19 protein-coding genes are annotated in these 21,915 nt (G+C 59.6%); 13 read left to right on the plus strand and 6 right to left on the minus strand.

The annotated features are described in order from the left end of the window. Positions 1 to 78: 78 nt before the first annotated feature. Genes GLP52_RS13645 through GLP52_RS13665 form a run of 5 tightly spaced genes read left to right on the plus strand, consistent with a single transcriptional unit; the run spans position 79 to position 4,682 of the window. Entirely contained in the window at positions 79 to 1,398 is a 1,320-nt protein-coding gene (locus GLP52_RS13645) for an NAD(P)/FAD-dependent oxidoreductase (protein WP_093734080.1), read from the plus strand. Then, positions 1,395 to 2,156: a DUF1365 domain-containing protein gene (locus GLP52_RS13650; RefSeq protein WP_093734079.1), complete on the plus strand. Its 762-nt coding sequence runs from the start codon at positions 1,395 to 1,397 to the stop codon at positions 2,154 to 2,156. Before GLP52_RS13645 ends, GLP52_RS13650 begins: the two co-directional genes overlap by 4 nt. Continuing rightward, positions 2,153 to 3,394: an MFS transporter gene (locus GLP52_RS13655; protein WP_093734078.1), complete on the plus strand. Its 1,242-nt coding sequence runs from the start codon at positions 2,153 to 2,155 to the stop codon at positions 3,392 to 3,394. The genes GLP52_RS13650 and GLP52_RS13655 overlap by 4 nt, the downstream gene beginning before the upstream one ends. Beyond that, positions 3,394 to 3,954, plus strand: a complete 561-nt coding sequence (locus GLP52_RS13660; protein ID WP_414718540.1) for a DUF3833 family protein — start codon at positions 3,394 to 3,396, stop codon at positions 3,952 to 3,954. The genes GLP52_RS13655 and GLP52_RS13660 overlap by 1 nt, the downstream gene beginning before the upstream one ends. After that, a complete protein-coding gene (locus GLP52_RS13665; RefSeq protein ID WP_237271120.1) occupies positions 3,951 to 4,682 on the plus strand; it encodes an SDR family NAD(P)-dependent oxidoreductase in 732 nt (243 codons plus the stop codon). The genes GLP52_RS13660 and GLP52_RS13665 overlap by 4 nt, the downstream gene beginning before the upstream one ends. A gap of 36 nt (positions 4,683 to 4,718) precedes the next feature. Here GLP52_RS13665 and GLP52_RS13670 read toward each other — a convergent pair whose 3' ends face one another. From GLP52_RS13670 to GLP52_RS13680, 3 genes are read right to left on the minus strand one after another with little or no spacing between them, the layout of a single operon-like run. Continuing rightward, entirely contained in the window at positions 4,719 to 5,774 is a 1,056-nt protein-coding gene (locus tag GLP52_RS13670; protein ID WP_237271121.1) for a saccharopine dehydrogenase, read from the minus strand. Beyond that, a complete protein-coding gene (locus GLP52_RS13675; RefSeq protein ID WP_237271122.1) occupies positions 5,771 to 6,391 on the minus strand; it encodes a glutathione S-transferase family protein in 621 nt (206 codons plus the stop codon). The genes GLP52_RS13670 and GLP52_RS13675 overlap by 4 nt, the downstream gene beginning before the upstream one ends. An 11-nt stretch (positions 6,392 to 6,402) precedes the next feature. Beyond that, the gene (locus GLP52_RS13680; RefSeq protein ID WP_093734073.1) at positions 6,403 to 7,056 is read right to left on the minus strand and encodes a histidine phosphatase family protein; all 654 of its coding nucleotides are present in this window, start codon (positions 7,054 to 7,056) and stop codon (positions 6,403 to 6,405) included. A gap of 210 nt (positions 7,057 to 7,266) precedes the next feature. On the opposite strand from GLP52_RS13680, the gene fdhF reads away from it, so the two are divergent. Beyond that, a complete protein-coding gene (gene fdhF / locus GLP52_RS13685) occupies positions 7,267 to 10,035 on the plus strand; it encodes a formate dehydrogenase subunit alpha (protein ID WP_237271123.1) in 2,769 nt (922 codons plus the stop codon). Between the two features lie 90 nt (positions 10,036 to 10,125). On the opposite strand, the gene GLP52_RS13690 is transcribed toward fdhF, so the two are convergent. The 3 genes from GLP52_RS13690 to GLP52_RS13700 form a co-directional block, all read right to left on the minus strand. Then, complete coding sequence (locus GLP52_RS13690) at positions 10,126 to 10,353, minus strand: WGR domain-containing protein (RefSeq protein ID WP_237271124.1); 228 nt, start codon at positions 10,351 to 10,353, stop codon at positions 10,126 to 10,128. An 83-nt stretch (positions 10,354 to 10,436) separates the two neighbouring features. Continuing rightward, positions 10,437 to 11,138 carry a response regulator transcription factor gene (locus GLP52_RS13695; RefSeq protein WP_093734070.1) on the minus strand — a complete coding sequence of 234 codons (702 nt, stop codon included), beginning with the start codon at positions 11,136 to 11,138 and terminating at the stop codon, positions 10,437 to 10,439. Continuing rightward, positions 11,135 to 13,045: a PAS-domain containing protein gene (locus GLP52_RS13700; protein ID WP_237272616.1), complete on the minus strand. Its 1,911-nt coding sequence runs from the start codon at positions 13,043 to 13,045 to the stop codon at positions 11,135 to 11,137. Before GLP52_RS13700 ends, GLP52_RS13695 begins: the two co-directional genes overlap by 4 nt. A gap of 204 nt (positions 13,046 to 13,249) precedes the next feature. Between GLP52_RS13700 and GLP52_RS13705 the strand changes: the two genes are divergently transcribed. The 7 genes from GLP52_RS13705 (at position 13,250) to GLP52_RS13735 (ending at position 21,885) form a co-directional block, all read left to right on the plus strand. After that, complete coding sequence (locus tag GLP52_RS13705; RefSeq protein ID WP_237271125.1) at positions 13,250 to 15,220, plus strand: AMP-binding protein; 1,971 nt, start codon at positions 13,250 to 13,252, stop codon at positions 15,218 to 15,220. Between the two features lie 85 nt (positions 15,221 to 15,305). Continuing rightward, positions 15,306 to 16,115 carry an ABC transporter ATP-binding protein gene (locus GLP52_RS13710; RefSeq protein ID WP_237272617.1) on the plus strand — a complete coding sequence of 270 codons (810 nt, stop codon included), beginning with the start codon at positions 15,306 to 15,308 and terminating at the stop codon, positions 16,113 to 16,115. Positions 16,116 to 16,150: 35 nt separating this feature from the next. Then, entirely contained in the window at positions 16,151 to 17,140 is a 990-nt protein-coding gene (locus GLP52_RS13715; RefSeq protein WP_005850184.1) for a branched-chain amino acid ABC transporter permease, read from the plus strand. 87 nt (positions 17,141 to 17,227) lie between these two features. Beyond that, complete coding sequence (locus GLP52_RS13720) at positions 17,228 to 18,304, plus strand: branched-chain amino acid ABC transporter permease (RefSeq protein ID WP_237271126.1); 1,077 nt, start codon at positions 17,228 to 17,230, stop codon at positions 18,302 to 18,304. A gap of 98 nt (positions 18,305 to 18,402) precedes the next feature. Next, positions 18,403 to 19,683, plus strand: a complete 1,281-nt coding sequence (locus GLP52_RS13725; RefSeq protein ID WP_093734066.1) for an ABC transporter substrate-binding protein — start codon at positions 18,403 to 18,405, stop codon at positions 19,681 to 19,683. A gap of 76 nt (positions 19,684 to 19,759) precedes the next feature. Then, a complete protein-coding gene (locus GLP52_RS13730) occupies positions 19,760 to 20,596 on the plus strand; it encodes an ABC transporter ATP-binding protein (RefSeq protein WP_037942846.1) in 837 nt (278 codons plus the stop codon). A 62-nt stretch (positions 20,597 to 20,658) separates the two neighbouring features. Beyond that, positions 20,659 to 21,885 (plus strand): phenylacetate--CoA ligase family protein, encoded by a 1,227-nt coding sequence (locus GLP52_RS13735; protein WP_237271127.1) that lies wholly within the window; start codon positions 20,659 to 20,661, stop codon positions 21,883 to 21,885. Positions 21,886 to 21,915 lie beyond the last annotated feature (30 nt).

Genomic DNA, 21,915 nt, shown 5'->3' on the forward strand with positions numbered 1-21,915 from the left:
ACTGCAACTCATGTAGCGTCCGGACCGTGTATCAGCCCAAGCACAGATCAAACCTGACAGACTGGAATTTCTCGCCTTATGCCATTTGAAGCCATCGACCCGCCACAGAACACCCCTTTGGCTGGCCACCGAAAAATTGCCGTCATCGGCGCGGGTATTTCCGGCATGGGGGCGGCGCATATGTTGGGCGACGACCATCAGGTCACATTGTTCGAAAGCTGCCCCCGTCTGGGCGGTCATGCGCGCACCAAGATGGCGGGCAAGAACGGCGACCAGCCTGTGGATACGGGCTTTATCGTGTTCAACTATGCCAATTATCCCAACCTCGCCGCGCTGTTCAAAGAACTGGACGTGCCCGTGGTTAAATCCAACATGAGCTTTGGTGCGTCCATTGACGGCGGGCGCCTTGAATATGGCCTGATGACGCTGGATTCGATCTTTGCGCAGCGGCGCAATGCACTGAACCCCAAATTCCTGCGGATGCTGACCGATATTGTGCGGTTCAACAACACGGCCACCAAACTGGCGCAGGATCGCACGCTGACCATCGCGGGCTTTTTGGACAAGCTGGGTGCGGGCGAATATTTCCGCAAATATTACCTGACGCCGCTGTCCGGCGCGATCTGGTCCACACCCGTAGACAAGATCATGGATTTCCCAGCCTATTCGATGATCGACTTCTTTGAAAACCACGCTTTGCTAAGCCACACAGGGCAGCACCAGTGGTATACGGTCGACGGCGGGTCCCAGGAATATGTGAACCGTCTGGGGGCATCGCTGTCGGGCAAAGGCGTTGACATCCGTCTTGGCACCCCTGTCCAATCCGTCCGCCGCACCCCGTTGGGGGTAGAGGTGAAAACCAACGGCGCGGAATGGGAAGCCTTTGACGAGGTCGTGTTTGCCAGCCATTCGGATGACGCACTTGCACTGCTGGCCGACCCCAGCGCAGCAGAGCGTGCAGCCTTGGGCGCGGTGAAATACCAACCGAACGACGTGGTGCTGCATGCGGATGCGTCCGTGATGCCCAAGCTGCGCAAAACATGGGCATCTTGGATTTATGCTGAGGACAAGGGACAGCAGACCGACCGGATCGACCTGACATACTGGATGAATTCGTTGCAACCTATCCCGATGGACGATCCGCATTTTGTCACGCTCAACACCAAACGCCCGATCCGCGAAGAGCTGATCTATGATCAGGTCACTCTGCGCCATCCGGTCTATGATCTGGGCGCGTTGGCAGCGCAGGAACAGGTGCGCGGTTTCAATGGCGTACAGAACACCTGGTTCTGCGGCGCATGGATGAAGCACGGCTTTCACGAAGACGGCTTGTCCAGCGCTGTTGACGTGGTGCAGGGGCTGCGTGCCAAGACCAAGGTCGCATTGGCGGCAGAATGAGCGCCGGCGTCGATCATATCCGAGGCGTGACCTATCATGGGCGCAAGGGGGCGGTCGAAAACAGCTTTCGCTATTCTATCGATTATGTCGTGCTGGATGCAGAGGCGGATCTGCAAACGCCCGCGCTATTCGGGCGCAACCGTGGCGCTGTGACATCCCTGTGGGACGCGGACCACGGTGGCCCCAAAGGTGCGGGTCGCGGGGCCGCTTGGGTGCGCGATGTTCTGGCGCAGCACGACGTTACGGGTGTGGCTCGGATAGAGCTGATGGCACAGCCTCGGGTCCTGGGGCATGTCTTTAACCCTGTTAGTTTCTGGCTCTGCCGGCGCGCGGACGCGGCGCTGATCGCGGTGATATCAGAGGTGTCGAATACATTCGGCGACCGTCACAGTTATCTGTGTCACCACGATGACCTGCGCCCGATAGAGTCGACCGATCACCTGCACGCAACCAAGGTTTTTCATGTCTCGCCCTTTCAGCCGGTCGAAGGCGGATACAGCTTTCGCTTTGATATTCGCGATGATCATATCGGCGTCTGGATCGACTATACCCAAACTGATGGCGGATTGATCGCCACCCTGACCGGTACGCGCAGCCCGCTGACGAACCGTGCTATTCTGTGGTCGCTGCTGCGGCGTCCGTTCGGAGCGCGGCGTGTGCTCGGGCTAATTCATTGGCAGGCGCTAAAACTCTGGTGGAAGGGCGGCGGCTATCGCCCGCGCCCCGAACCGCCGGTGAATGACGTCTCGAAAACGTGACCCGTTCGGCGCATCACCTGCCGGCATATGCGCTGTTTGCGTCGCTGTTGGCGGCGGCGGGGCTGCCGATTTATATTCACGCGCCCAAGTTCTTTGTTGATGAATACGGGGTGTCCCTTGGTGCATTGGGGTCGGTGCTGTTTGGGCTGCGCCTGCTTGATGTGGTCCAAGACCCGCTGCTGGGGCGACTGTCACATATGCTGCGCCACCAACGCGGGGTGGCTGTCGCTATTGGCACAGCCCTGATGGCAGGGTCGATGTTTGCGCTGTTTGCGGTTCCGCCGTTGCTGCCGCCGCTGATCTGGTTTGCGCTGACCCTGACGGGCGTGTTTTCCGCGTTCAGTTTCCTCACGATCTGTTTTTATGCTCAAGGCGTCGCCAAGGCGGCAACGTTGCCCGGGCGTGGGCATTTGATGTTGGCACGCTGGCGCGAAACGGGGGCTTTGCTGGGCGTCTGCGTCGCCTCGGTGCTGCCTGTGATGCTCGGGGTGGTGTTAGGTGCACCGTTTGCGGGGTTCGCCGTCGGCTTTGCCGTGCTTGGCGCGGCGGGCGTTTTTGCCATGCGGGGCGAGTGGCACAGCACAGGCGTTGAGGGCACCACGGGTATCGGCGTTGTGCTGCGCGATCCCGTCGCGCGTCGGCTGCTGGTGATCGCGCTGTTTAATGCAGCCCCGGTTGCAGTCACGTCGACGCTCTTTCTATTCTATGTCGAAAGCGTGCTGCGCGCACCGGGGTGGGAGGGGCCGCTGTTGTTGGTGTTTTTCCTCTCTGCTGCCGTCGCGGCCCCGTTCTGGGGCAAACTGGCAGAGCGTTTCGGCCCCAAGCCCGTCTTGCTTGCTGCAATGACGCTGGCGATTGTGGTGTTCGCGGGCACATTGCTGTTGGGGGCGGGGGATTTGGCGTGGTTTGTGCTGGTGTGCCTTGCCTCCGGTGCAGTGCTGGGGGCCGATCTGACGCTTCTACCTGCCATGTTCGCGGCACGTATGGCGGTTGTGGCACCGTCTGCCGCCGAAGGGTTCGGGCTGTGGTCACTTGTGTCGAAATTCTCCCTTGCCTTCGCTGCCATAGCGCTACTTCCCACCCTGCAAGCGTCCGGTTTTGACAGCGCTGCCACGGGAAATGCACCTGTGGCGATCACTACCCTTATAGGGCTTTATGCCGGAGTGCCTTGCGTGCTCAAGCTGATTGCCATCGGGTTGATGGCCGCCACGCCGCTGCAAAAGGATGACGAAAAATGATGGATGTGGTTTATGTCTTTATAGGGGCTGCCCTGGTGCTGGCGGTCTGGCTGGCGCGGCGGCTTGTCATGAGCTTTTCTGCACAAAAGCCGTCGGACTATGCGGATGACTACACCGTCTTCGACATGAAGAAGCATCTGAACGGGGCCATGGTCTGCGAGGGCGTAATCTTTGGCCCGTCGGGGCGGGTGACCAGCAGCTTTGTGGCTGACTTTATCGTGACATGGGACGGCGACACCGCGCAAATCAACGAACATTTTGTCTATGATGACAACACCACCCAAGACCGTGTCTGGACGATCACATTGGGCGAGGCGGGGCATTTCACCGCGACAGCACCCGATGTCATCGGCACCGCCAAAGGGCGCAACGTTGGCGCGACGGTACAATCGAAATATGTCATCCAGCTGCCCGATGACGTCGGTGCGCACCAGCTGAAAACTGTGGACTGGATGTATCTTACTCGCGACGGGACGATCATCAACCGCAGCCAATTTCGCAAATTTGGCCTGAAGGTGGCCGAACTTGTTGCGACAATTCGTAGAAAGGATGAACAATGACCGAATGGACCGGAAAGCGCTATTGGCTGATCGGGGCGAGCGCGGGATTAGGCGAAGCGCTTGCGCATAAGCTTGGCCGACTGGGTGCCGAAGTCATTGTCTCGGCCCGATCCGAAGATAAGCTGGCGGCATTGACCAAGGAATTGCCCGTGTCCGCCAGCTATCAGACCATCGATGTGCAGGATATCGATAGTATCCGTGCCGCGGTCAAAGCTGTTGGTCCAGTAGACGGGATTGTCTATCTGGCAGGGGCCTACTGGCCCTTTGGCGCGCAGGCGTGGGAGCCTGAACACGCAACCACTATGATAGATGTAAATCTTACCGGTCTTGTGCGCGTGATGGGAGAAGTCGTGCCTGATATGGTCAAGCGAGACGCGGGGCATATCGTGATTACCTCGAGCCTCACGGCCTATCGTGGATTGCCAAAATCTATCGGCTACACAGCCTCCAAGGCGGGGACCCTGTCGCTGGCGGAATGTATGCACGCTGATCTACGCAAAACCGGCATCAAGGTGCAGGTAATCAACCCCGGTTTTATAAAGACGCAGCTGACTGACAAGAACGATTTCAAAATGCCGTTCCTGATGGAGCCCGAAGCCGCCGCCCAACAGGTGGTCGAACATATGAGCGGCACCAGCTTTAAGAAGAGCTTTCCGTTCGGATTTTCGCTGTTCTTCCGGCTGGCGCAGTTCCTGCCCGACGGCATTTATTACCGCCTGTTCGGGTGATCCGGTCGGGCGGGTGTCTTGCCCGCCCGCAAAGCATTACAGCTTTGCGCTATGCGTAACGAAAAGCGTGCGTGCACGCTGCCAGACAGGGGCGTCATGATCCGCCAGCGCGGACAGCGTCGGCAGCAGCTGCGCGGCGTAGTCTTCAGAGCTTTCCAGCGGCAGCATCGATGGCAGGTTATCAATCGCGGTGACATCCAACGGCGGGGTATTGTGGACGCGCAAGGCGGGCTCTGCCCATGTTGTTGCGCGGTCATAGACCGGCACAGGGTTGAAATCGCTATCGGGGTCGCAGGCAATATCCCCGATCACCCGCAGCGCCCGTGGCCGATCAAGCGCGCTTTGGGGCACGAAAACCGGTGTCTGCGGCCCCGCCAGAATGCAGTTGAAAAACAGCACGTGCTGCAAGATTTCCGGGAAGGGGCCACCGTGAGCCGTTTCCTTCATGTCCCAACCGGTCACTTTGATGCCAAGGCGCGCGCATAAATCCGCCGCACCGCTGCCGACACGCCCAAGTGCGCCGATGACCAAAGCGTCCGGCACCTCGAGTCCGTCAATCTGTGCCGCAAGGTCGCGGGTCAGCGCGTCGGCGTCCGGATAAGGCGTGATCGCGGCGACGGCCTTGTTGCGGGTTTGGGCTGCCCAGCATTTGACGGCCACCGCAGCGCCGGCAAACCCTGCCCAATACCCAAAGGCGGCGACACGGCGACCGGAATCCTCTGTTAGATATTCCAAATCCAGCAACGTGCCGCCGCCAGCCTTGAAACGCCCTAACAGCGTCCGCCCCGCCGATTGTCCTTTATAGGCGTGCCCAAACATGATGTGCCGATGGACCAATGGCGTGCCGTCTTCAGGTAGCTCTTTCAGGCCAAAGATGATCGCATCAGCGGGGGCATCAGGCCAGCTGTTCTGGGGCGCGATGGCGCAGCCTGTGGCCTTGTAGGCGTCGGTTGCGATGACGCGGGTGTCTGATGCTTCGACCGTGACGCGGAAACCCTGTTCCATCAGCGTCGAAACCCCTTTGGGCGTAATGCCCACGCGGGTTTCATTGTCGCGCTGTTCGGCGCGGACCCAGAGATGTGGCGCGGTCATAGCATGCCTTTGTCTTTTACCGCGACGACACTGTCGCGGGCTTTCATTTGCTGCATGAACGCGGTGATCTTGGGATAGGCCGCGGTCTCTACGCCGTCCCCCTCAAGCCAGTTGCACACAACGAACAGATACGGATCGGCAAGGCTGAAAGCGTCGCCCAATACATACGGTCCGCGCAGGATGTCATTTTCGACAAAATCGGCGCAGGCGGCCATGGTCTCGGGCACCTGAGCGGTCATATCGTCAAAGCTTGACTGGTGCTTGGCCCACCGCGATCCGCGCATTTTGTGGGCGTGTGCGACATGCATGGTCGAGGCGAGGTAATACATCGCACTGCGCATCTGTGCCGCTGCAGTCGCGTCCGACGGGGACAGGCCTGCCTTGGGGGCGATGGCGGCGACATAATCAAGCAAGGCACCCGTTTCTGTCAGGATCGTATCATCCTCAAGGCGCAGCGCGGGAACGCGGCCCTTGGGGTTGATTGCTAGATAGTCGGGTTTTGTCTGCTCTGCCGTGGCGAAATCGACGCGCACCGCGCAATAGGGCAGGCCCGCCTCTTCGAGGGCGATCGCCACCGCGATAGAGATGGTTCCAGGCGTGTAATAAAGCGAAAGCATCATTTTACCTTTCAAATATGGGTCTGCGCGACGCGGCGTGCAGGCGTGTCCAGATGGGGCACCGCGTTGAACAACACCGGTGACCAATGGCCGCCGATGGGGAACAACCGGTGCATTGACGTGTGCATAATCGCCAGCGCAATGCGCGACATGGCCGGAATACCCAGCCCCATCGCCTGCGCCATCACCATAGAAATCAGCCCCCCCGACGTCACCACCAACGCGGGACCGTCCCCGTCCGAGATTTCCTGGAGCACGGATTTGATGCGGCTTTCGAAGTTGGCGTAGCTTTCGGGCGGGTTTTCAAGCTGGTCGCTTTTCCACGTCTCGAACACCAGCGGGAGGTGTTTGGTAAAGCCGCCCTGCTCGGTCGGAAAGGGGATGCCGTGCTGTTGCTCCATCATGGTGGCAAGCGTGAAATACTCAAGCTCGTTCAGCCGTGCATCGCGGACCGGTTCAAGCCCGGTGTTCATGCCTTCGGCGGTTTCTTTATGCCGCCGCAGCGTGCCGGTATAAAGCCGCGTATGATGCGTTTCCGACTGCCGCAGGTGATCGCCCAGCCACGCGGCCTGTTCATGACCAAGCGGGCTGAGCTTGTCATAACTGATTTCGTCTTTGGCATGTGAATTTGCCTGACCGTGGCGGATAAGAGTAATGTGGGACATGGCGCGCCTTTTTCTGTTGCGCCATTGATAGGCAAGCCTTGCGCGGGTTGAAAGGCTGCCGGCACATGGCGCAGGGATTTTTTGCCGCAGGCCCCCGGCGTCGCATATCGGAAACGCCGGTGGCGCAAAAACGGGGCAGGGTGTCGGGATTATGACTGCCGCCGCGCACATGCCCTGCCTATACTGCGGGACGGTACAGGAGGTTTCCACATGGCGAACAAGGTTAAATTCACGCTCGACGGCGAAACGGTCGAGGCCGATGCCGGGCTGACCATATGGGAAATCGCCAATGGTCGCGGGCTGAAAATCCCGCATCTGTGCTTTACGCCAGAGCCAGGGTATCGCCCTGACGGGAACTGCCGCGCCTGTATGGTCGAGATCGAAGGCGAGCGCGTTCTGGCTGCGTCTTGCCTGCGTGAACCAAGCGACGGCATGGTCGTGACCACCAACAATGCCCGCGCCGAAAATGCCCGCAAGATGGTGATGGAACTGTTGGTTACAGATCAGCCCGCGCGAGAGGTGGCCCATGATAAGTCGAGCCATTTGTGGGATATGGCCGAGATGGAGGGTATCTCGGAAAGCCGCTTTCCCAAGCTGGAAGAGGGGCGCATTCCGCTGCTGGACGACAGCCATGTCGCAATGCGTGTGAACCTTGATGCCTGTATCCAGTGCAACTTGTGTGTGCGTGCGTGCCGCGAGGTGCAGGTGAACGACGTGATCGGCATGGCCGGTAGGGGGCAGGACAGCTATCCGGTGTTCGATATGGACGACCCAATGGGCGCGTCCTCTTGTGTGGCGTGCGGTGAATGTGTGCAGGCCTGCCCAACGGGGGCGCTGATGCCCGCCACGGTGGTCGATGACGCGCAGGTTGGGGACAGCGCCGACTTTGATAGCGAAGTCGACAGCATCTGCCCGTTCTGCGGTGTGGGCTGTCAGGTGTCGCTGAAGGTCAAGGACGGTAAAATCAAATACGTCGACGGCATCAATGGCCCCGCGAACGAGGGGCGGCTGTGCGTCAAAGGGCGCTTTGGCTTCGACTATATCCACCACCCGCACCGGCTGACCAAACCGCTGATCCGTCGTAAGGACGCCCCCCCCAAAGGGCTGAACGTGGACCCGGGCAACTGGCAAACCCACTTCCGCGAAGCCACCTGGGACGAGGCCTTGGATTTTGCCGCGGATGGCATGAAAAAGATTGGCGGCACGGGCGTGGCGGGTTTTGGGTCGGCGAAATGCACGAACGAGGAAGCCTACCTGTTTCAAAAGATCATCCGTCAGGGTTTTGGTCATAACAACGTCGACCACTGCACGCGGCTTTGCCATGCATCGTCCGTGGCAGCACTGATGGAGAACGTCGGTTCGGGGGCCGTTACCGCGACATTCAACCAGATCGAAAACGCCGATGTGGCGATTGTGATCGGCGCGAACCCGACCGAGAACCACCCCGTCGCGGCGACGTTCTTCAAGCAATTCGCCAAGCGCGGCGGCAAGCTGATCGTGATGGACCCGCGCGGCCAAGCGCTGAAACGTCATGCGTCGCATATGCTGCAATTCCGCCCCGGCACCGATGTGTCGATGTTAAACGCGATCATGCATGTGATCGTCGAGGAAAAGCTGTTCGATCAACAGTATATCGAGGCTTACACCGAAAACTGGGAAATCGAGAAAGCCCACCTGAAAACCTTTACCCCCGAGAAAATGTCCAAGATCTGCGGCATCGACGCGGAGGTGCTGCGCGATGTGGCGCGGACCTTTGCGGGGGCCAATGCGGCGATGATTTTCTGGGGCATGGGCATTTCGCAGCACATCCACGGCACCGATAATTCGCGCTGCCTGATCTCGCTTGCGCTGATGACGGGGCAAATCGGACGGCCCGGTGCGGGGCTGCACCCGTTGCGGGGGCAGAACAATGTGCAAGGCGCATCCGACGCGGGGCTGATCCCGATGTTCCTGCCCGATTACCAGCCGGTGTCCGATGATGGCGTGCGGTCTGCCTTTACCGACGTGTGGCAAAGCAGCGATTTCAGCAGCCAGAAGGGTCTTACCGTGACCGAAATCATGGACGCGGTGTATGATGGCGACATCCGGAGCCTATATGTTCTGGGTGAGAACCCCGCCATGTCCGACCCCGATGTGGAACATGCCCGCGATGGGCTGGCCAAGCTTGATCATCTCGTGGTGCAGGATATCTTTTTGACCGAAACCGCGAACTTTGCCGATGTGATCCTACCCGCAAGCGCCTTTGCCGAGAAATCCGGCACAGTGACCAACACCAACCGTCAGGTGCAAATGGGCCGCCCCGCCGTGCCGCCGCCCGGCGACGCGAAAGAAGACTGGTGGATCGAGGTCGAACTGGCGAAACGTCTGGGGCTGGGGTGGACCTATACCGACCCAAGCCAGGTCTTCGCCGAGATGAAGCTGAACATGTCGTCACTGAACAACATTACATGGGGCCGTCTAAAGAACGAAGGGGCCGTGACCTATCCCTCGACCAGTCCCACGGATCCGGGGCAGGCGATTGTCTTTGCCGACGGGTTCCCGCGGCAAGACGGGCGCGCACGGTTCACGCCTGCCAGCATTATCGCACCTGATGATGCGCCCGACGAAGACTATCCGATGATCCTGACCACAGGGCGCCAGCTGGAACATTGGCACACGGGATCCATGACGCGGCGGTCCTATGTGCTGGACGGGTTAGAACCCGAGGCGAACTGTTCGCTCCACCCGTCGACCTTGCGCAAGCTGGGGGTTCAGCCGGGGGCGTATATCCGTCTGACGACAAAGCGTGGATCGATCGAGCTGATGGCCCGCGAAGACCGCGCCGTGTCGCCCGATATGGTTTTTCTGCCCTTCGCTTATGTCGAAGCCGCGGCGAATATCCTGACCAATCCGGCGGTTGACCCCTATGGGAAAATCCCCGAGTTCAAATTCTCGGCGGTGAAAGTAGAGGCCGCAACAGTCCCCCAACCCGCAGAGTAACCCTGCAAATCAACCCCAACCTTTTGCGCGACCACAATATCGCCTGAGACGTTGGGGCAGATGCCGGCCCGGCTCGATATCTATTTAGGTTCAGTGGCGTAGATACCCGCGGCGTTCAGCACGGTTGCGATAGCGGTCGGCCATTTTTGACGCCTCGCGCAAGTTGCCGAAACACTGGATGACCGCTTTGGGTTGTCCGCCGGCCACACCCCATTCGCGCAGTACGGATACTTCGCTAAAGAGGTTCATCGCGATTTCCACGCGGTAAAACAGCCGTCGTTGGGCCGCATTGGTCCGGTAGAGCAAACATTCGATCATCGGTGGAATCTAACGGGCGACAGGGCAGGCGCGCAATACCAAGGTTCATGTCGACGCTAAAAAGATGGGACATGAAAGGGGTGTCAGCTCCATGTAACGTCGCCCAGAAAGATATAGCCCGCCCCATAGATTGTCTTGATAAGCTGGGGGTTCTTGGGGTCTTCGCGCAGCTTGGTCCGCAAACGAGAGATGCGGACATCCATCGCCCTGTCAAAGCTTTCAGAGGCGACGCCGCCCAAGCTTGACTGCATCTGTGCGCGGCTCAGCAGGCGTTTGGGCGCGTCGAGAAACAGGCGCAGGACCTCCCCCTCGGCATGGGAAAACGGGATTTCGGCACCGGTGTCATCCTCCAGCGCGTAGCGGTCGAAATGCGCTTTCCAGCCGCTGAACGCCGCGACCGTGCCTGCCTGCGGGGACGGCTTGGCGCTGCGCAAGCGGGCGCGGATACGGGCGACGACTTCGGCCGGATCAAAGGGTTTGATGATATAATCATCGGCCCCAAGCTCCAGCCCCGTGACGCGGTCCTGCACCTGAGCGCGCCCCGAGATGATGATAACAATCGCACCCTGTTCCAACGCGAGACGGTGCACCAAAGTCAGCCCGTCGGAATCCGGCAGGGACAGGTCGACAAGGCAAACGTCGGGGGTGTGGGTCGCCAAAGCGGCCTCGAACGCGCGGGCGCGGCCGAACGAGAGCGTGTCAAAGCCCGCTTCCTCCAGCGCGACAGCCAGAAGGGTGCGGATTTCGGGTTCATCGTCCAGAATGGTGACAAGGGGGCGGGTCATTGGGCGGCGATCTCTTTCGGGGCAATCAATGCGGTCAGGTCCGCGGCTTCGAACGGTTTGCGCAGCACGGGTGCGAGGGTTTGCGCCTCTAGGAACTGGGCGTCATCGGGCGGCAGCGAGGTCATCAGCACCAGTGGCGGCGCGTCGGGTGGTAGCCGTTTGGCAAGGTCCAGCCCTGTCGCCTCGCCGACAAGCTGGATGTCAGACAGGATCAGCGCGATATCGGGCAGATCGGCGAGTAGCGCGGTCGCTTCGTCCGCGCTGGCAGCTTCGATCACGGAATGGCCCAGGCCCATCAGCATATCCCGCACGAGCGCGCGCAGATCATCGGCGTCTTCGACCAGCAACACCAGCCCGGTGGTGGCTGCAACTGCAGGGCGATAGGGCAGGCGCATGGTGACCTGCGCGCCCTCGGTGGTGTTGCCAAGCCGCAAGTCGCCCCCCGCCGATTTCACCATGTCATAGACCATCGGCAGCCCCAGTCCCGATCCTTCGGCCCCTTTGGTGGTAAAAAACGGGTCGAACCCGTGTTCAAGCGCCATGGGCGAAAAGCCGGGGCCGGTGTCGAGCAAGACCCATTCGATCCAAGTATCATGGACCTGGCACACCTCAAGCGAGATGGCCCCCGCGGCCCCGCAGGCATCGCGGGCGTTCAGGATCAGGTTCAACAGCCCGTCCTGCACCAGCCCACTATCCAGTAGAACAGGCGCGTCGACCATCTGGCTGTCGATGCTCAGCGTCATTCCCTTGGGCAGGGTAGGCCGCGCGATCAGGGACAGATCCTCAAGCAGCCGCGGGATATGTGTTGCGGTCGGGCGCAGCGTGCGCGCCCCCGTCATATCCGCAATAGAGCTGAGCAAGGTGCCACCCCGACGCGCGGCTGCAAGGGTGCCCTCGATCAACGGGGCGGCTTCAGCCGGTTGGCCATCAAGTCGCCCAAGCCGTGATTGCAGGCCAAGGATGATGGTCAGCAGGTTGGAAAAATCATGCGCCAGCCCCGAGATCACCTGCGCTGCGATCTCGCGTCGTCGGGTCTGTTGCAGGGCGACACGGTTTTGGGTTTCTTCGGTCACATCCATCGACAGGATATAGACACCGCCATGGGTATCGGGGGTAAAGGCCCCCCGGATGCGGCGGGCGCTCAGGTCATCGGTAAATTCGATCACCGACGGTTTCCCAGCGAGCGCTTGGACCAGCGACGGGGCGATGCAATCATAGGCCTGCTGGCCCAGAACGTTCGCGATATGATTGCCGATCAGGTCAGCGCGGCGGCCCGGCATGACAGACGCGAGCCGCCGGTTGGTATACGTATAGCGTGCATTCGCATCGACATGCGCGATATGGGCTGGCATCATTTCGGTCGTGAGACGGGACCGCGCTTCTGACAAGGTCAGCTGGCGTTTCGCTTCCTCCAGCGCGGTGTTCATAGCGGCAAGTTCGCGGTTGGTGGCCGATAGCTCTTCCGCATGGGCCAACACCTGCCCCGACAGTGCGTCCGACCGCGCGCGCAGCAGGGCCTCTTGCTGTTTGGTGCGGGTGATATCGGTATAGACGGTGACCCAGCCACCTTGGGGCAGCGGGGATCCTTCGACCGAAATGGTACGCCCGTTCGCGCGGGTACGTTCCATATAATGCGGTTCAAACGCGCGGGCCTGTTCCACGCGTTCCGCCACAAACGGCCCCACGTCGTCTACGTCGCCGTATTCCCCTGACTGCGCCAGCAGCGTGATCGTTTCCTGAAAGCTGGCACCAGGTGTCACAAGCGCTGTGGGCAGGTTGAACATCTGCTGAAACGGCGCGTTGCAAAGCACCAGCCGCAGATCCGCGTCATAGATCGTCAGCGCCTGCGCGATCAGGTTCAGCCCCGCAGCCGTCATGAGTTTCGTCTGATTATCGTCAATCTGCATCCGGCCGTCCCCCGCGTCAGACTGCACCATCGCCGCTGTGCCGCCAAGCGCAACCTGTGAAATCTCGCCTGTTACAATTCGTTAGGATTGAGAAATCATTAGGTAAAAGTTGACGCAGAGCATCGGGTCAACATCATGGTGCGACATCAGAATCGCACCAGCGATCGACCTGCCGAAAAAGAGCAGGGTTTGGGAGGAAGACATTTGGCTCACACGCTCGTGAGCGCCGACGGACCGCAATCGGTTCCGGCGCTGCTGCATCGTAATGCAAAGCAATTTGCGAACGCGCCTGCGTATCGCGAAAAGGAATATGGCATCTGGCAAAGCTGGACGTGGGCACAGACCCGCGACGAGGTCGAGGCGCTTGCGCTTGGCCTGCTGGAGCTGGGCGCGAACGAGGGCGACTTTATTGCCATCATCGGTCGCAACCGCCCCTATCTATATTGGGCCATGATGGCCGCAGAGATGGTCGGCGCGGTGCCGGTGCCATTGTATCAGGACGCCAATGCAGAAGAGATGGCCTATGTGCTGGACCATTGCGGCGCACGGTTTGCCGTCGTGGGCGACCAGGAACAGGTCGACAAGGTGCTGGATGTTCAAGACCAGCTGACCCAGTTCGAACGTATGATCTATCTCGATCCGCGCGGTTTGCGCAAATACGATCACGCCGCGCTGGACCAATATAGCGCCGTTCAGGACATGGGCCGCAAGGCGCGCGACAAGCACATCAAAGAGCTTGAGGCGCGTCAGGCCAAGCTGGACTACGACAGCACGGGCGTCATGCTTTATACCTCTGGCACCACGGGTAAGCCCAAGGGTGTGGTGCTGAGCAACCGCAACATTATCGAGACAGCCAAATCCTCTTCCGCTTTCGACAAGCTGCGCCAGACTGACGATATTCTGGCCTATCTGCCGATGGCCTGGGTGGGGGATTTCATCTTTTCCGTCGGGCAGGCGCTGTGGACGGGGTTCTGCACGAACTGCCCTGAAAGCGCGGACACGATGCACGTGGATCTGCGCGAAATCGGCCCGACCTACTACTTTGCGCCGCCGCGCGTGTTCGAAACCCAGCTGACATCGGTGATGATCCGGATGGAGGACGCGAGCCGGTTCAAGAAGTGGCTGTTCGATAAATTCATGGCCCATGCGCGCAAGGTGGGCCCCGCCATTCTGGACGGTAAATCCATCGGCGCGATGGACCGCGCGAAATATGCCCTGGGCGAGCTGATGATCTATGGCCCGCTGAAAAACACGCTGGGCCTCAGCCGCGTGCGCGTCGGTTATACCGCGGGCGAGGCGATCGGGCCGGAGATCTTCGATTTCTATCGCTCGCTCGGGATCAACTTGAAACAGCTTTACGGACAAACAGAGGCGACGGTGTTTATCACCGCGCAGCCGGACGGCGAAGTGCGTAGTGACACGGTCGGCGTGACCTGCCCCGGCGTAGAACTCAAGATCGCCGAAAATGGCGAAGTCTTCTACCGTAGCCCCGGCGTTTTCGTCGAGTATTACAAAAACCCCGAGAGCACCGCAGATACCAAGGATGCCGAAGGTTGGGTCGCGACCGGTGACGCTGGCTTTATCGAGGAAAGCTCGGGCCATCTGCGCATTATCGACCGGGCCAAGGATGTGGGCAAAATGGCCGATGGCAGCCTGTTCGCGCCGAAATACGTGGAGAATAAGCTGAAGTTCTTCCCCAACATCCTCGAAGCTGTGGTGTTTGGCAACGGACGCGACGCCTGCACGGCCTTTATCAACATCGACCTGACCGCGGTCGGAAACTGGGCGGAACGCAACAACATCGGCTATGCGTCCTATCAAGAACTGGCGCGGCATCCGCAGGTGATGGACACGATCCAGAGCCATGTGGAAGAGGTCAACGCCTCTATCGCCGAGGATGAAATGCTGTCGGGCTGTCAGGTGCATCGCTTTGTTGTGCTGCACAAGGAACTTGATGCCGACGACGGAGAGCTGACTCGCACGCGCAAAGTCCGTCGCAAGGTCATCGGCGAGAAGTTCGATGATATCATCACCGCCCTCTACGACGGGTCGCCCTCTGTCAGCACGGTCACCGAAGTGACCTATGAAGACGGGCGCAAGGGGTCGATCTCGGCCACGCTGGAGGTGCGCGACGCCAAGGTGTTCGCAGACACCCGCAAGATGGCCGCGCAATGAGCATGACATCAAACGGATCATGCGGGCGCTGCGGTTGCGCAGTGGATTTTAAGACCATTTGGAAGGGGGCTGCGGCGTGAAAGATATGACCGACGGCTATGTCACAGCGGATGGGCGCCAGATTGGCCCCGTTGTGATGGAAATGAAAAACATCACCCTGCGGTTCGGTGGGGTGGAGGCGATCAAGGATATCTCCTTCGATATCCGTCAGGGCGAGATTCGCGCCATCATCGGACCGAACGGCGCGGGCAAGTCATCCATGCTGAACGTGATCAGCGGGTTCTATGTGCCGCAGGAAGGCGAGGTTTGGTACAAGGGGGCCCCACGTCCGTCGATGAAACCTTACGAGGTGGCGCAGCAGGGCATCGCACGCACGTTCCAGAACATCGCCCTGTTCGAGGGGATGTCGGTGCTGGACAACGTTATGACGGGGCGTTTGACCAATATGAAGACCGGCATGTTCTGGCAGTCGATCTGGAAGGGCAAGGCAGAGCGCGAAGAGACCGCGAACCGCGAAGTCGCCGAAAAGATCATCGATTTCCTTGAGATTCAGGCGATTCGTAAAACGCCCGTGTCGCGGCTGTCTTATGGGTTGAAGAAACGTGTCGAGCTGGCGCGCGCGCTGGCTGCCGAGCCGTCGATCCTGCTCCTGGACGAACCGATGGCGGGGATGAACGTCGAGGAGAAAGAGGACATGAGCCGCTTTATTCTGGATGTGAACGATGAATTCGGCACGACGATTGCCCTGATCGAACATGACATGGGCGTTGTGATGGACCTGAGCGACCGCGTGGTTGTGATGGATTACGGCAAGAAGATCGGCGACGGCACCCCAAGCGAGGTGCGCAACAATCAAGACGTGATCGACGCGTATCTGGGGGTTGCCCATGACTGATTTTGCCACTGGTTTTGCGATGAGGAGGGTCTGATATGCCTGAGCAACTGGCCTTTACAATCGAGGTGTTCCTGAACGGTCTGATGGCGGGCGTGCTGTATGCACTGGTCGCGTTGGGGTTTGTTCTGATCTACAAAGCCTCGGGTATTTTCAACTATGCCCAAGGGGTGATGGCGCTGTTCGCGGCTCTGACTCTTGCCGGGATCATCGACGGGCAGGTGCCGTTCAGCCATCTGATCAACGCGATCCTAGGCACGGATATTCACCATTTCGGATGGCATGTACCGGCGTTCCTTGCGATCTTGCTGACCATGGTGGTGATGATCGGTCTGGCTTATGCGGTCCAGCGGTTGGTGTTTCGCCATCTGGTCGGGCAAGAGCCGATCATCCTGTTCATGGCGACCATCGGTCTGGCCTATTTCCTTGAAGGGGTGGGCGATCTGATGTGGGGGTCCGACATCAAATCTATGGATGTGGGCCTGCCGCAGGGTTTGAACACCTGGATCGACGACACCACTTTTAACGCCTTTGGCTACGGGTTCTTCATTGATAATCTGGATATCGTAGCCAGCATTATCGCCGCGTTGCTGGTGATCGGGCTGGTGATGTTTGCGCAATACACCAAACAGGGCCGCGCCATGCGCGCTGTGGCGGATGACCACCAAGCGGCTTTGTCGGTCGGCGTGTCGCTGAACTTTATCTGGATCCTCGTGTGGTCGCTGGCGGGCTTTGTCGCCCTTGTCGCGGGCATCATGTGGGGCACGAAATCGGGGGTTCAATTCTCGCTCTCGCTGATCGCGCTCAAGGCGTTGCCGGTGCTGATGCTGGGGGGGTTCACCTCTATTCCCGGTGCCATCGTGGGCGGCTTGATCATTGGTGTGGGTGAGAAACTGTTCGAATTCCTGATCGGTGCGCCTTTCCTTGGCGGTGCAACTGAGAACTGGTTTGCTTACATGTTGGCGCTGATCTTTCTGGTGTTCCGTCCGCAGGGCTTGTTCGGGGAGAAAATCATTGAGCGTGTGTAGTTTTGGCAACTTCCTGACCGGGGCTTTGCCAATGTGTAGGGTTCGGGCCCCAGGATTTAAAACCATTTGGAATGAGGGGCGCATCTGATGCTTTATCGTGAATCAGGGGATTTCAGCTCCACCTATGCGGAAGACAGCCAGACGTTTCCGATCAAGTTTGATCGGTATCGCTATTACTTTGTGCTGTTCATCGCCATCGCGGTGATCCCGTTTATGATCAATGACTACTGGGTGAACTCGCTGTTCCTGCCGTTCCTGATCTACGCCATCGCGGCGATCGGGTTGAATATCCTGGTGGGCTATTGCGGACAGGTGAGCCTGGGAACAGGCGGCTTTATGGCTGTGGGGGCCTATGCCTGCTACAAATTCATGACCGCCTTTCCCGAGGTCAGCATGCTGGTGCATGTGCTGTTGTCGGGTCTGGTCACGGCCTGTGTCGGCGTGTTGTTCGGCCTGCCATCGCTGCGGATCAAAGGGTTCTATCTGGCCGTGGCCACGTTGGCGGCGCAGTTCTTTTTGGTCTGGCTCTTCAACCGTGTGCCGTGGTTCTACAACTACTCTGCCTCGGGCCAGATCAGCGCGCCGGAGCGGACCTTTTTCGGGATCGAGATCACCGGACCGAATACGCAAGCCTGGGCGACCTATCTGTTCTGCCTAATGTTTGTGATCTTTAGCGCCTATGTGGCGCGCAACCTGACCCGCGGGTCGGTGGGGCGCAAATGGATGGCGATCCGTGACATGGATATCGCGGCCGAGATCATCGGGGTGAACCCGCTGCGGGCAAAATTGACGGCCTTTGCGGTCAGCTCCTTCTTTATCGGCATCTCGGGTGCGTTGTTCTTTTCTGTCTATCTCGGCGCGGTCGAGGTCGGCGAAGTCTTTGGTATCCAGAAATCATTCCTTGTGCTCTTTATGATTATCATCGGTGGGCTGGGGTCGATCTTTGGCAGCTTTGCCGGGGCCGCGTTCCTTGTGCTCTTGCCTGTGGCGCTGAAAATCGTGGGTGTCGACTGGTTGGGCTGGCCGACGGATATCGTGGCACACTTGCAGCTTGTGATCGTCGGCGGGTTGATCATCATTTTCTTGATCGCGGAACCGCACGGGCTGGCGCAGCTGTGGCGTGTCGCCAAGGAAAAACTGAGATTGTGGCCCTTCCCGCACTAGCGGGGGGCGGCATGGCCAGCGGGGGAGGAGACCCAAGGCCGAAGAAGACGACCGGGACAACCCGGCAAGATCGGATACATCCAAGGGAGGAAACACCGATGAAACTGAAGATGACTACGTTGGCGCTAGGCGCTGCTCTGGCTGCGGGCCCCGCAATGGCAGAGCTTGTATTCCCGTCGCTCAGCTATCGCACGGGCCCCTATGCGGCGAATGGCATTCCGTTTGCCGACGGTTATGCGGATTATTTTACGTTGCTGAACGAACGTGACGGCGGCATCGGTGGAGAACCGATCCGGATGATCGAATGCGAAACCGGCTATAACACCGAAAAAGGTGTGGAATGCTATGAAAGCACCAAGGGCGAAGGCGCGTTGGTCTATCAGCCGCTGTCTACTGGCATCACCTACCAGCTGATCCCTAAAGCGACGGCAGACGGCATTCCTGTCCACTCGATGGGCTATGGCCGCACATCGGCCAAAGACGGGTCGGTCTTTAGCAACATCTTTAATTACCCCGCGAACTACTGGGACGGCGCATCGGTCGCGATCAAGCACTTGCTGGATCTGAACGGTGGCAGCCTTGAGGGTAAGAAGATCGCGCTGGTCTATCACAACTCTGCCTACGGCAAAGAGCCGATCCGCACGCTGGAAGAGCTTGGCAAAAAGCACGGGTTCGAACTTTCGCTGTTGCCCGTTGACCACCCCGGTCAGGAACAGAAATCCCAGTGGTTGCAGATCCGTCGTGAAAAGCCGGACAACGTGATCATGTACGGTTGGGGCGTGATGAATCAGGTCGCCGTCCAAGAGGCCGCGAACATCCGCTATCCGATGGATCAGTTCATCGGCATCTGGTGGTCCGGTTCTGAAAACGACGTGCGTCCAGCAGGCGAAAAAGCCAACGGCTATAAGGCGCTGACCTTCCACAATGTGGGCGATGACTTCCCCGTCTTCGACGACATCCAGAAGTTTGTTGTTGATGCAGGTAAAGCAGCAGGCGCGGGCGACCAGATCGGGACCGCTTTGTATAACCGTGGTCTTTATGCGGCGATGCTGGCGGCTGAAGCTGCCAAAACGGCACAGGGCATTCACGACACCAAGGCGCTGACACCGGCGCAGATGCGTGATGGCATGGAAGCACTGGAAATCACCGAAGCCAAAATGGCGGATCTGGGTCTGCCGAACTTTGGTCCAGAGTTCACGGTGTCTTGTGAAAACCACGGCGGTAACGGCTATGGTGCTGTGGCGCAGTGGGATGCCGCTGCCGACAGCTGGAGCCTGATCACTGACTACATCCAGTCGGACCAAGACGTGCTGGCCCCGCTGGTGACCGAAGATGCCCAGGCCTTTGCCGCGGAATCCGGTATCGAACCCAGCTGCTAAGCACAGCCCTTGAACAGGGGCGCGGCGGCATCGTTGCCGCGCCCGACCCCCACGCCACCTAGTGAAAGAGACACCCATGCTGGATGCCACCCCAACGCCCGACGCGCAGGTCGAGACCCTTCTTGAGGTCAATAATATCGAGGTGATCTATAACTCGGTCATTCTGGTGCTGAAGGGCGTGAGCCTGAAGGTGCCCAAGGGCGGTATCACGGCCCTGTTGGGCGGCAATGGCGCGGGCAAGACCACGACGCTCAAGGCGATTTCCAACCTGCTGCATTCCGAACGGGGCGAGGTCACCAAAGGGTCGATCAAATACCGTAATGATCCAGTGCACAAGCTCGACCCCGCAGAGATGGTGAAACGTGGTGTCGTGCAGGTGATGGAGGGGCGGCATTGCTTTGAACACCTCACCATCGAAGAGAACCTGCTGACCGGTGCCTATACCCGCAGCGACGGCAAGGCGGCGATCGCCCGTGATCTGGAAATGGTGTACGACTATTTCCCACGGCTGCGCGAACGGCGCAAATCACAGGCGGGCTATACCTCGGGCGGGGAACAGCAGATGTGCGCCATTGGTCGCGCCCTGATGTCGCGCCCTGAAACGATCCTGCTGGACGAGCCATCGATGGGTCTTGCGCCGCAGCTGGTCGAACAGATTTTCGAGATCGTCAAATCGGTGAATGAAAACGAAGGCGTGACCTTCTTGCTGGCCGAACAGAACACCAACGTCGCCCTGCGCTTTGCGCATTACGGCTATATTCTGGAATCCGGTCGCGTCGTGATGGATGGCCCTGCCGCCGACCTGCGCGAGAACCAGGACGTTAAGGAGTTCTATCTCGGCATGTCGGACGAGGGGCGCAAATCCTTCCGCGATGTCCGCAGCTACAGACGCCGCAAACGCTGGCTCAGCTGATCCAGCGCACGGCCCGCAAGTTTTACATTTCCGACAACCCAGATGAATTGCGAGTAAGCGACATGGCACAGACGTCCTATTTTGACAGCCTAGAGACCCGCAGCCCCGAGATACGGGCGGCTGATCTTGCCCGGTCCTTGCCCGCGCAGATCGCACGGGCGCAGGCGCTGCCGGGCTATGCCGGATCGTTGGACGGGGTCGCGCCAGAGACGATCACCAATGCTGAGGCGCTGGTCGCGCTGCCGGTTCTGCGCAAATCCGAGATCGGGAAACAGCAGGCGCAATCGGCACCCTTTGGCGGTTTCACGACCAAACCCGCTCATGCATTTACCCATATCTTCCAGTCTCCCGGCCCGATTTACGAACCCTCGTCCGACGCGCCAGACTGGTGGCGTATGGGGCGGTTCCTGCATGCGGTGGGGATCGGCGCGGGCGACATTGTCCAGAACTGCTTTGGCTATCATCTGACACCTGCGGGCATGATCTTTGAATCCGGTTCGCGGGCTGTGGGGGCGGCGGTACTGCCTGCGGGCACCGGCCAGACCGAACTGCAGGTGATCGCCGCGCGCGATATCGGCACGACCGCCTATGCCGGCACGCCAGATTACCTCAAGATCATTCTCGAAAAAGCGGATGAGATGGGGGTGACGCTTGGCATCACCAAAGCCGCCGTTGGTGGCGGTGCGTTGTTCCCATCCCTGCGCGACTATTATGCGCAGCGCGGCATAACCTGTTTGCAAAGCTATGCCACAGCCGATTTGGGAAACATCGCTTATGAAAGCCCCGCCGCAGAGGGCATGATCGTGGACGAGAATGTAATCGTCGAGATCGTGACCCCCGGTACGGGTACGCCCGTCGCACCCGGTGACGTAGGCGAGGTCGTGGTGACCACGTTGAACCCTGATTACCCGTTGATCCGTTTCGCGACAGGAGATCTGAGTGCGGTTTTGCCGGGGGCGTCGCCCTGCGGTCGTACCAATATGCGGATCAAGGGCTGGATGGGCCGTGCCGATCAGACCACCAAAATCAAGGGGATGTTCGTGCGCCCCGAACAGGTCGCCGCCCTTGTCGCGCAGCACCCCGAGGTAACTAAGGCCCGTGTTGTGGCAAGCCGCGCCAACGAACAAGACGTGATGACGGTCCACCTTGAGACGACAGGCGACGATACCGAAGCCTACGGTGCCTCTGTCGCGGCGCTGCTCAAACTGAAGGGTAAGGTCGTGCTGGCCGCCCCCGGAAGCCTGCCGAATGATGGCTTGGTGATCGAAGACCAGCGTAGCTATGACTAAATCGCGCCGGTGTCCGGCGTGAAACAGGCC

The sequence above is a fragment of the Sulfitobacter sp. M22 genome (assembly GCF_021736025.1).
GTDB lineage: Bacteria > Pseudomonadota > Alphaproteobacteria > Rhodobacterales > Rhodobacteraceae > Sulfitobacter > Sulfitobacter litoralis.